The following is a 10676-nucleotide window of genomic DNA, read 5'->3' on the forward strand; positions in this document are numbered from 1 at the left end:
TGCGCATTCTCTCCGTGCGCATGCGGGAAATAGCGAGCCGGGTAACCTGGATGGAGGACACGTCGATGTCTCGGCGAGATGGAGCCTGGGCTTACCCATCCTTGCCCGACAGTTTTCGCCCAGCTCGGTTCGCCTGACAAGTATCCTTTCCAGGAGGCGAGTTGGGGTGAACATAAGGCAAGTCGGGGAGAACCCGCGACTGCGAAGCCAGGCCGTGATGGCCGCCGTCAGCGCATGCATCGTCGTGCTGACGGCGTTCTATTACGCATTCCCGGGTCAGCGTCTCACCTTCGTCGCCATTGGAATCACCGGCGTCATCGGCATCGTCCTCGGCGTCATTCTCAACCGCCCGGCGCATCCGCTCCCCTGGCTGATGCTCGCCATGGGAAACTTCGCCTTCGTCGCGGGTCAGGCCACTCAGATCATCCTCACCCAGTGGCTCCACGAACAGAATCCGTTTCCGTCGATCGCCGACGGCTTCTATCTCGCCGCATATCCGCTCTATGCGGCCGGACTGCTGGGTTTCGTCCGCTGGCGCACAGGCCTGCGCGACCGCGCGAGCCTCGTCGACGCGCTGACGCTGGCAGTCGGCCTGGCGCTGCTGTCGTGGCTCTTCCTCATCGGGCCGTTCGCCCACGTCCCCGGGCTCACCTGGGTGCAGAAGGCGTTCTCCATCGCCTATCCGCTCGGCGACATCCTGGTTCTGGCGATGCTGCTGCGCCTGCTGGCCGGCCGTGGCGGCAAGAGCATCTCGCTCATGCTGCTCACCGCGGGCACGATCGGCCTGCTCGGCGCCGACGTGGCATACGGCCTGATCCAGCTGCACGGGACGTGGCGCACGGGTACCGCGGTCGATCTCGGCTGGGCCGTCCTCTACGGCGCCTGGGCGGCCGCCGCGCTCCATCCGTCCATGCGGTCGCTGACCCAGCCGGGGCCATGGCGCGCCGAGACCGGCATGGGCCGGTTGAGCCTGCTCACCCTGGCGTCGCTGATCGCGCCCGTCATCCTGCTGGTGGAAGCGGTGCGCGGCGTGAGTTCCAACGTCGGTGTCATCGGAGTCTTCTCCGCGGTGCTCTTCATGCTCGTGCTCTACCGCCTGGCGGGTGTGGCGGCGACCCACCGGCAGGCGGTGGGCCGGGAGAAGGTGCTGCGCAACGCGGTGTCCGCGCTGAGCGGGGCGGGCGACGTACGGGATGCGGCCGCCGCGGTGCACTCCGCGGTGACGGAGCTGATGCCGAACGGCCCGCCACGTTCCGCGCTGCTCACCCTGCCGGACAACACGCTCTGGGTGGACGGGGCGCAGGACGGCGTACACGGGCCCCTGTCCGTGCGGGTGACCGCGGCCGTACGTGAACTGATCGCGTCCGGCGAGAACCGCCTGGTGGCCCTCGACGGTGTGGGACCCGGTCTTGCCGCCCGCCTCAAGGCCCCGGACGAGGAGGAGATCCGCGGCGGTCACGCGTTCGTCTGCCCGCTCGTCTCGCAGGACCACCCCTCGGGCGAACCGCTGATCGGGGCGCTGATCGTGGCCGGTGACGAGCAGCGCCTGCTCGTGCTGCGCGAAACGCTGGCGACTCTCGCCGCGCAGACGGCACTCGCCGTGGCACGCCTGGCCCTCGCCCAGGAGGTCAACCAGCGCAACAGCGAGGCGTACTTCCGCACGCTGGTACAGAACGCCTCCGACGTCATCCTGATCCTCGACGACGACAACCGGGTCCGTTACGCCAGCCCCTCCGCCGACCAGGTGCTCGGCGCTCCGAGCCTGGAGGGCACCCAGCTCATCGATCTGGTGCCGCCGCAGGACAGCCGCACGGTGGTCGAGACGCTGCACCGGATACAGAGCGGCGAGAACCAGAGCAGGCGCGAGCACTGGCGGATGGTCCGCACCGACCGGGCGTCCATCGAGGTCGAGGTGAGGTGGAGCGACCTGCGCGAGGAGGCGACCGTGGGCGGGGTGGTGATCACGCTGCAGGACGTGACCGAACAGCGCAAGCTCGAGCGCGAACTCACCCACCAGGCGTTCCATGACTCCCTCACCGGCCTGGCCAACCGCCTGCTCTTCCAGGAGCGGGTCAACCACGCCCTGGTGCAGGCCCAGCGCGACGGAACGGTGGTCGGCGTACTCTTCCTCGACGTGGACGACTTCAAGGTCGTCAACGACATACACGGCCACAGCGTGGGCGACGAACTCCTGGTGGCGCTCTCGCTCCGGCTGCAGACCACCGTCCGTGCCTCCGACACCGCCGCGCGCATCGGGGGTGACGAGTTCGCACTCCTGGTGGAGGGTTCCCTCACACCGGAGGGCGTGGAACGGTTCACCGAACACGTGATGACCGCGTTCGCAGAGCCGTTCCGGCTCAGCGTGGGGCCGGTGAGCATGTACGCCAGCGTCGGTGTCGCGACGACGGACGACAGCATCGACTCGGTCGAACTGCTGACGCACGCCGATCTGGCGTTGTATGCGGCGAAGACGGCGGGCAAACGTCAGTGGCGCCGTTACCGCCCCGAGCTGCAGAGCGGTATGGCCGAGCGTGCCAAGTTGCAAGAGGGCCTGGACACTTCGTCGATCGAGAACTCGTTCATGGTGCTCTACCAGCCCATCGTGGAGCTGACCGGAGGTCAGATCGCCGGCTTCGAGGCGCTCGTCCGCTGGCCCCACTCCACGCGCGGCATGGTGTTGCCGGAGCAGTTCATCACGCTGGCCGAGGAGAGCGGGCAGATCGTCCCGCTCGGCGCCTGGGTGCTCGATCGCGCCGCGACCGAGGCCGTCCGGTGGGAGGGTTCCGTACGACGCGACGCCGCGGACGGCCGCAGCGCACCGTACGTCAGCGTGAACGTGTCGCCGCGTCAGTTCCGGGACGACGAGTTCTACCAGGTGATCCGGACCGCCCTGGATCTCTCCGGCGTCGAACCGTCCTCCCTGGTACTGGAACTGACCGAGAGCGTGCTGATGTACAACGACGAACGTATCCTGGCCGAGATGAGTGCGCTCACCGACCTCGGGATCCGCATCGCGATCGACGACTTCGGAACGGGCTACTCGTCACTGAGCTATCTGCGCGAGTTCCCGATCTCGATACTCAAGATCGACAAGTCGTTCATCGACGAACTCGGGCGCTCGCCCGAGCAGTACGCCCTGGTGGAGGGCATCACACATCTCGCTGACACCCTCGGCCTCAAGGTGATCGCCGAAGGAGTGGAGAACGTGCGGCAGCAGGAGTTGCTGATCTCCATAGGCTGCCGGTTCGGCCAGGGGTACCTCTTCGCCGAACCGGTCAGTGCCGAGGAGGCGCAACAACTCGTCCTCGCGCCGCCGCTGGGCCGCCTGACCGGATCTCCTGTGGCACCCGCCGAAAGGAAGCGGTGAGGGCAGGCGCCCTCACCCGCGACAGACGCAGGTCGCGCTCCGGATGCCCCGAGGCAGGAGACCCAAGGTGACGGTACGTGATCATTCTCCGGAAGAGTCGGCCGCGCTGCACGTCGTAGTACTCAACGACGAGGAGCAGTACGCGATCTGGCCCGCCGCTCGCCGGATTCCGGCCGGATGGCGTCGGGTGGGCGGGCCGGCGCCGTCCGAGTGGTGCGACGACCTGGTCGACCGCCTGTGGACCGACATGCGGCCCGCGAGCGCCCGCGCCGAGCCGCGGCTCCGGGGATCCGGGCCGAGCACGGTGCCCGAACTGGTCCGGGAGGCGGCACGGCGTGCGCCGTCCGCTCCCGCGGTCCTCTCCGACGAGGGCCGGCTCAGCTACGCCGAGCTGACCGCTCACGCCGACCGGCTCGCCCATGAACTGCGCGGGTCGGGCGTCGCCGCGGAGTCCGTCGTCACCGTGTGCCTCGACCGGGTGCCCGAACTGGTCGTCGCGCTGCTGGCGGTGCTGAGCTCCGGCGGCGCGTTCCTCCCCCTCGACCCGGCGACCCCGCGGCAACGCGCGGTCGCTCTGGTCGGAAAGACCGGTTCACGGCTCATCGTCTCGAGCCACGAGCACGCCCCGATGTTCGAGGGGTGCCCGGCGCGGATCGTCCACGCCGGGGAACCGGCCACGCAGGCCCCGTCGGCGGGGCCGCCTGCGGCACCCGGCCCACGGCCGGACGACCTGGCCTACGTGATCTACACCTCCGGATCCACCGGACCTCCCAAGGGCGTGATGATCACCCATCGGTCACTGGCCCACTCCCTGACCGCGGTGGCCCGGGCGTACGGCCTGACGCCCGACGACCGGGTGCTGCACGCCGCGGCGCTCGGCTTCGACACCTCACTGGAGCAGATCTTCGCCACGCTGATCAGCGGAGCGACGCTCATCCTCTCGGGAAGCCGGACCTGGGCGCCCACCGACCTGCTGCACCGCCTCCCGGAGCAGGGGATCACCGTCGCCGACCTCACCCCGGCCTACTGGCGGCGGATGGTCGTCGTCACGGACGGCGGCGTCAGCCTCGCGTCGCTCAGACTCGCCATCGTCGGCGGCGAGATCGTCACCGCGAAGGACTGCCGCGCCGTTCTGCGCCGGATCCCCGGCGCGCGGCTCGTCAACGCCTACGGACTCACCGAGACCGCCATCACCTCCACGCTCTGCGACCTGGACGAGGACGCGCTCGCCGCGCCGGACACGGGCATCGCCCCGGTCGGCAGGCCCCTGGAGGGAAACCACGTCCACGTGCTCGACACGGAACTGCGCCCGGTGGCACCGGGGGAACGCGGCGAGATCTACATCGGCGGTCCGGGACTGGCGCGCGGCGTCTGGCGGCGGCCGGCCCTGACGGCACGGCAGTTCCTGCCGGACCCGCACGGTTCCGCCCCGGGGCGCCGGATGTATCGCACCGGGGATCTGGGACGCCTGCGCCCGGACGGCAACCTCGAAGTCCTGGGCCGGGTCGACGACCAGATGAAGATTCGCGGGTTCCGGGTCGACCCGGCCGAGATCGAGGCCGCGCTCGCCTCCCACCCGGAGATCGCTCAGGCGATGGTGGTGGCCCGGGCGCGCGACAAGGGCGACCGGGACCTCATCGCGTACTACACACCGGCCTCCCCTCCGGTCGACGGCGAGGGGGCGCTGCGCGCACGGCTGCGGTCGGACCTCACCGGCATCCTGCCGGGCTACATGATCCCGGCGGCCTTCCACGCGGTGGAGCGGCTGCCCCTCACGCCGGGCGGCAAGCTCGACCGCCGAGCCGTGCCGGAACCCGCGACCGTGACGACGACCGCGGGCGCCGACGACCGCCCGGTGCCCCAGGGGATGGCCCAGCTGTGGGGCCAGATCCTGGGCGTGGACCACGTCCGCCCGCACGACGACTTCTTCGAGCTGGGCGGCAACTCGCTGCTGGCCATGGAGATGCTCGCCCGGACCCGCGTCATCTTCGGCATCGGCATCACACAGATCCGTGACCTGACCCGTTCACTGCTGCTGCGTCCGACGCTCGCCGCGTTCGCCGAGTCCGTGCGCCAGGCACGTGCCGGCACACTGACCCGCCCAGGCGGCGAAAGCGTCGACTTCGCCGCCGAGACCGACCGGCCCGTCCCGGCGGTGGGCCGTTTCGCACCGGCTCCGGACCTCTGTCGCCCCGGCGACGTTCTCCTCACCGGAGCGACGGGGTTCTGCGGCGCCTACATGATCGACGAGCTGCTGTGCAGGACGACGGGACGCATCCTCTGCCTGGTCAGGGCCTCCGACGAGGAGGACGGCAGGGAGAGGATCCGCATGAGCCACAAGCGGTACGTCCTCGGCCCGCTGCTCAGCGACCGCGTCCAACCGGTCGTCGGCGACCTGGCCAAACCCGGACTGGGGCTGTCCCCCAGCCGGTTCGAGGAGCTGGCATCGACCATCGACGCCGTCTACCACTTCGGCGGCCAGGTCAACTTCATCTATCCGTACGACGACCTGCGCCCGGCCAACGTCGACGGCACCTACGAGATCATCCGCCTCGCCGCGCCCAGGGCCGTCCCCGTCCACTTCACCTCCAGCATGGCGGTGCTCGCCGGCTTCGGGCCGGCCGGAGTGCCCAGGGCGACGGAGAGCACACCGCTGCGCTTCCCGGAGTACCTGTCGGTCGGATACGTGGAGAGCAAGTGGGTCGGCGAGGCGCTTCTGCGGAAGGCGTCCGACGCGGGTCTGCCGATCGCCGTGTACCGCCTGATGGACATCACAGGCAGAAGCGGAACCGGCGTGATGAACACCAGCAGCGAGCTGGCCGCCCTCTTCAGCTTCATCGCGCGGACCGGGCTGTGCCCCGACGTCCCACTGCCGCTGGACTTCCTGCCGGCCGACCACCTCGCCCGCGCCGTCGGCCACATCTCCACCCGTCGTGCCGCTCAGGGCGAGGTCTACCACCTCACCAACCCGCACACCACGTTGCTGCACTCGCTCGCCGAGCGGCTGCGCCTGCGGGGATCCCCGGTCCAGGAGATCCCCTATGCCGAGTGGATCGCGGCTCTGGTGAAGTACGCGGCCGGGCACCCCACCGACCCGATCACGCCGTTCGTCCCGCTCTTCGTCGACCGGTGCAGCCACGACGACATCACCGTGAGCGAGATGTACTTCCAGGGCGTTTTCCCGGAGTTCGCCCGAGGCAATGCCGAACGGGCACTGAAGGAGGCCGGGATCGATGTTCCGCCGGTGGACGCGGACATGTTGGACCGTTACCTCGACTTCCTCCAACGTGCCGAATACGTCCGGCCGTTGAAGGGCCAGGACCACGGGACGGCACGATGGTGAACCGATGCCCCGACTGGGAGGCGCTGGACGTGCCGGCGGCGGCGCCCGACGGTCCGGTGGCCTTCTGCTCCGACCTCAGCCCCGCCGGCCTCCTGGCGGCGTACCGCGCCGGGGTCTATCCGTTCCCGGCATCCGACGAGTACACCCGCGCCCTCAACGAGGTGCTCTTCGCCGATCAGGTCCGGGACGGCCGCATCCGGCTCGTGGGGGAGGAATCCACCGACCCCTACGCCGTCTCCTGGTGGTCGCCCGATCCCAGGCCGGTGCTGCCCGTCTCGTCCACGCATCTCAGCCGGAACCTCGCCAGGCGGCTGCGCAACCGGCTGCGGTGGTCGACCAGTGTGGACCGGCGGTTCGAGCAGGTCGTGCGTGCGTGCGGCGCCGGCCGCACCCCCCTGTGGCTCACGGAGGAGCTGATCGCCTGCCTGATCCGCCTGCACGGTCTGGGTCATGCGCACAGCGTCGAGGTGTGGGAGGACGGCGATCTGGTCGGCGGTGTGTTCGGCCTCCGGCTCGGACCGGTCTTCAGCATGGACTCGATGTTCTTCCACCGTCCCGGCGCCTCGACGGTGGCGGTGATCGACCTCGCGGCGCGCTTCGCACAGGCGGGCGGTGTGCTGCTCGACGCTCAGCGCGACAGCCCGCACGTCCGAAGCCTGGGCGCTGTCCTGATACCTCGGGAGCAGTACCTGCGACAACTGCGTCGCGCCGCGTACGACAGTCCCCCGATGCCCACCGCCGCCTTGCCCGCCCGCCGCCTCGCCCAGCCGGCGGGATCACGCTGACGGCGGCCGGCTCCCCGGTCGCCGTCGGGCCCCGGAAAGAGCTGCGGCAGCTGCGCCGGGCCCGGTGACCGGTCACCGCGTGAGCTGCTCGGCGAGGGCGGCGCGGGCGCGGGCCACCCGGGAGCGGACCGTCCCCACTGGACAGTCGCTCACCCGGGCCGCCTCCTCGTACGGCAGCCCCAGCAGCTGCGTCAGCACGAACGCCTCCCGCCGGTCGGCGGGCAACGCCTCCAGCAGCTCGCGCAGAACGACCCCGTCGTCGAAGCCGGGCAGCCCGCGCGGCTGGGCGAGCTCGACGGCCGGCCGCCAGTCCGGAACATCCGCGAGGCGCGGGCGGGTCGCGGCGTACCGATAGCTGTCCATCACGGCCCGGCGGGCGATCGACAGCAGCCACGCCCGGGCCGAGCAGCGCCCCTCGAACCGGTGCAGGCTGCCCAGTGCCCGCAGAAAGGTGTCCTGCGCCAGGTCGTCCACCGCCTGCGGGTCGGCGCACAGATGGGCGACGTACCGCAGCACGTCCCGGTGCAGGGCCCGCACCAGCTGCTCCACGGCCCCGGCGTCCCCGTGCCGGGCGGCCAGGGCGAGGGCGGTGGTGGTCTCGTCGGCGGGGGTGTCCTTGTGGGCACGGCGGCGGGTGCTGTGCTTGGGGCTCTTGGTGTGGTTCCGGGGGCTCTCGTGTTTGTCCGTCTTCTTGTCACGCGGGGTCGTCGTCGGAGCAGGGGGCATCGCCGTGGGTCCTTCTCGGGTGGAGGGGGAAGTGCCGTACGCTTCCGGCCGTCGTCAGGCGACGGCGGTCCGTGCGGGCGGCCCCCGGGAAGTGATCGCGTCGGCGAGAAGAAAAGGCCGTGGTACGCGCTCCGAACGCCCGCGCACCCCGGCGGGGGAAGGGCGGGGCAGGAGGGGCCGCTCGCCCGGCCACAGCAGCGGAGCCGTCAGCCACCCCGCCACGGCCCGCAGCACCCGGAACCCGGCCCGCTCCCCGTAGGCCAGCCAGAGCCCGCACAGCAGGGCGGCGAGCAGATGGGCGGCGACCATGCCCGAGTCAGGACCGGAGTCAGGACCGGACCCCATGTGGTCCATACCGCTCATGGCGCCGGAACCGGCCGGCGGCACGAGGGAGAAGGCGGTGTGCAACCCGGCCTGCGCGACGAGCGCCACGGCCGTCACCAGCGGCACACCCCGCTCCCGCCCGGCCAGACACCAGCCCGCACCGCCCGTGACGGCGAGCCCAACGCCCGGCGCCCACCAGGACAGGACGCCCCCGGCCATCATCACGTGCCCCAGGGTGGCGAGCAGCACGCAAACGGCCGCGAACACCACGGCCCGCAGCATGCGCGACCAGCGCCCCGGGATCATGGGGCCTCATCCTGGCAGCGCGATCACGGACACCGACGGGGGTTGGGTGAATTCCACAGCTCCCTCGGCCTGCTCACAGGCTCACGGTGTGCGGGCACCATGCGAAAAGGGTCCCGCGGGCTCTCGCCCGCGAAGACCCTTCGCTCTGTCGGGACGACAGGATTTGAACCTGCGACCCCTTGACCCCCAGTCAAGTGCGCTACCAAGCTGCGCCACGTCCCGTTGCCCGTCTGACCTGGGGTTTCCCCTGGCCGAACGCGCATGGAAACAATACCGCACTCGGGTCGGTGGTCGCGCACGCGTTTCTGTCCGGCGCCGTTCAGTCGGTGGGCAGGCCCAGCTCAGGATGGGCGTCGAGGAGGCGGGGCGGGGCGGCCTGGCGCCAGGAGTCGGCGAGGATGTCGCGCAGCTCGTCCTCGTCCTCCAGGGCGGCCAGCCGGGCCCGCACCCAGGCGAACTGTGCCTCGTGGGCGGCGATCCAGAACTTCGCGGGCTCGGCGAGGACCAGTTCGTCGCGCTCCTCCTTGGGGCAGCGCACGGCGAGGGACGTCTCGTCCTCGGGCAGCGTGGCGAACATCTTCCCCGCGACCCGGAACGTGGGCATGTTCCAGGCGACCTTCTCCGTGGTGTCCGGCAGGGCGAGGGCGATACGGCGTACGTCTTCGGCGTCGGGCATGCTCCGCACCGTAGCCGCTGCCACTGACAGTCAGCCGCTCGTGAGGTGTTTGTAGTACAGGGTGGTGGGGCGCAGGGTTCCGGCCGGGTCCGCCGCGTAGTCGGGGATGACGCCCGCCCTGGTCCAGGCGGCGGTGTCGTAGAGGTGCTCGGCGGGGCTGTCGGTCTCGGTGCCGAGGTGGAGCAGGGTGATTCCGGCGGCGCGGGCGGCCTGTTCGGCGGTCGTGAGGAGGCGCGGCCGAGGCCCTTGCCGCGAGCCGCGCGGTGGGCCATGAGCTTGACGGGTTCGGCGCGGTGGCGGCTGTTGTCGGCCCCCTCGGCACGCTCCGCCACCAGGCAAGTGCCTCCGCGGTGTCCAGCGGTGTCAGGAAGCCGATCGAGGCGCCGCCGGCCACGGTGTCGACGAGCAGGACGGCCAGCTCCTCGGCCGCGAGGACGAGATCGGCCCCGGCCAGGCGCCGCACGGTCGCCGTCACGACAGCACCACCGCCAGCACATAGCGCACCTCGGTGTCGCCGACGCAGCGGAACCGGGTCGGCCCCCACACGCGCAGGCGCAGGCAGTCGCCCGTGTCGAGGTGGTGCTCGTCGTCCCGGTCGGTCAGGCCAGGGCTCCTTCCAGGACCCAGATGTGCTGTTCGAGGCCGGGCACGGGCGGGCGGTCTTAGGCGATGTCGGCGCCCGGCGCGAGCCGTCCCTCGACGAGTTCGCCGCGCAGTCCGCGGTGCGGCGGGGACACGGACCGGCGTGCGAAGCCGGCGCCGCGGTCCTGCCAGGCCTGCTGGTCGGCGGCCCGCATGAGCAGCGCGGGCTCCGTCTCGACCTCGCTGAGCAGCTGGGACATCGTCCGCCCGTACACCCCGCGCACAGGCGGTTGAGCATCGAGGCCGTCGGGCTGATCTCGGCCCGTTCGGCGCGGGACAGCGTCGAACGGCTCACCCCGCTGCGTTCCGCCACGTCCCCCAGGGACCAGCCGCGTTCGGCGCGCAGTGCGGCCAGGCGGGCGCCCAGCCGGGCATCGACGGCGTCCGTGGCCGCCTCTTCGGCTCACACCCGCGCCGCCTCGCGCAGCGCGTCCAGCACCGGCCGGATCAGCGGGTGCTCCTCCGCGCCGCGTCGTACGGCGGCGAAGACCCGGCGGGTCGGGGCGG

6 protein-coding genes, 1 tRNA gene and 3 pseudogenes are annotated in these 10676 nt (G+C 71.2%); 3 read left to right on the forward strand and 7 right to left on the reverse strand.

What is annotated here, in order from left to right:
- The first annotated feature begins 166 nt into the window (after nucleotides 1–166).
- The 3 genes from ACLZN2_RS42535 (at nucleotide 167) to ACLZN2_RS42545 (ending at nucleotide 7495) form a co-directional block, all read left to right on the forward strand.
- Nucleotides 167–3367, forward strand: a complete 3201-nt coding sequence (locus ACLZN2_RS42535; protein ID WP_416985143.1) for a putative bifunctional diguanylate cyclase/phosphodiesterase — start codon at nucleotides 167–169, stop codon at nucleotides 3365–3367.
- A gap of 67 nt (nucleotides 3368–3434) precedes the next feature.
- The gene (locus tag ACLZN2_RS42540) at nucleotides 3435–6710 is read left to right on the forward strand and encodes an amino acid adenylation domain-containing protein (RefSeq protein WP_416985144.1); all 3276 of its coding nucleotides are present in this window, start codon (nucleotides 3435–3437) and stop codon (nucleotides 6708–6710) included.
- Nucleotides 6704–7495, forward strand: coding sequence for a leucyl/phenylalanyl-tRNA--protein transferase (locus ACLZN2_RS42545; RefSeq protein WP_416985145.1), 792 nt, complete (start codon nucleotides 6704–6706; stop codon nucleotides 7493–7495). Before ACLZN2_RS42540 ends, ACLZN2_RS42545 begins: the two co-directional genes overlap by 7 nt.
- Nucleotides 7496–7567: 72 nt before the next feature.
- On the opposite strand, the gene ACLZN2_RS42550 is transcribed toward ACLZN2_RS42545, so the two are convergent.
- The 7 genes and pseudogenes from ACLZN2_RS42550 to ACLZN2_RS42580 all read right to left on the reverse strand — a co-directional run.
- The gene (locus ACLZN2_RS42550) at nucleotides 7568–8221 is read right to left on the reverse strand and encodes a sigma-70 family RNA polymerase sigma factor (RefSeq protein ID WP_416985146.1); all 654 of its coding nucleotides are present in this window, start codon (nucleotides 8219–8221) and stop codon (nucleotides 7568–7570) included.
- Between the two features lie 54 nt (nucleotides 8222–8275).
- Entirely contained in the window at nucleotides 8276–8851 is a 576-nt protein-coding gene (locus tag ACLZN2_RS42555) for a hypothetical protein (RefSeq protein WP_416985147.1), read from the reverse strand.
- Between the two features lie 148 nt (nucleotides 8852–8999).
- Nucleotides 9000–9073: transfer RNA gene (locus ACLZN2_RS42560), tRNA-Pro, on the reverse strand.
- Between the two features lie 97 nt (nucleotides 9074–9170).
- The gene (locus ACLZN2_RS42565) at nucleotides 9171–9527 is read right to left on the reverse strand and encodes an MmcQ/YjbR family DNA-binding protein (RefSeq protein WP_416985148.1); all 357 of its coding nucleotides are present in this window, start codon (nucleotides 9525–9527) and stop codon (nucleotides 9171–9173) included.
- A 30-nt stretch (nucleotides 9528–9557) separates the two neighbouring features.
- Nucleotides 9558–10002, reverse strand: a pseudogene (locus ACLZN2_RS42570) (GNAT family N-acetyltransferase).
- Nucleotides 9999–10536 (reverse strand): annotated as a pseudogene (locus ACLZN2_RS42575) (helix-turn-helix domain-containing protein). The pseudogenes ACLZN2_RS42570 and ACLZN2_RS42575 overlap by 4 nt, the downstream one beginning before the upstream one ends.
- A gap of 36 nt (nucleotides 10537–10572) precedes the next feature.
- A pseudogene (locus ACLZN2_RS42580) lies at nucleotides 10573–10676 on the reverse strand (LysR family transcriptional regulator); the annotation flags it as partial.

The organism is Streptomyces sp. T028 (assembly GCF_048159505.1).
In the GTDB taxonomy this organism is placed as follows: domain Bacteria; phylum Actinomycetota; class Actinomycetes; order Streptomycetales; family Streptomycetaceae; genus Streptomyces.

Bases quoted from the DNA above. Each gene is read 5' to 3' on its own strand.
- ACLZN2_RS42565 (WP_416985148.1), bottom strand. From the start codon at position 9,527: ATGCCCGACGCCGAAGACGTACGCCGTATCGCCCTCGCCCTGCCGGAC.
- ACLZN2_RS42550 (WP_416985146.1), bottom strand. From the start codon at position 8,221: ATGCCCCCTGCTCCGACGACGACCCCGCGTGACAAGAAGACGGACAAA.
- ACLZN2_RS42545 (WP_416985145.1), top strand. From the start codon at position 6,704: ATGGTGAACCGATGCCCCGACTGGGAGGCGCTGGACGTGCCGGCGGCG.
- ACLZN2_RS42555 (WP_416985147.1), bottom strand. From the start codon at position 8,851: ATGATCCCGGGGCGCTGGTCGCGCATGCTGCGGGCCGTGGTGTTCGCG.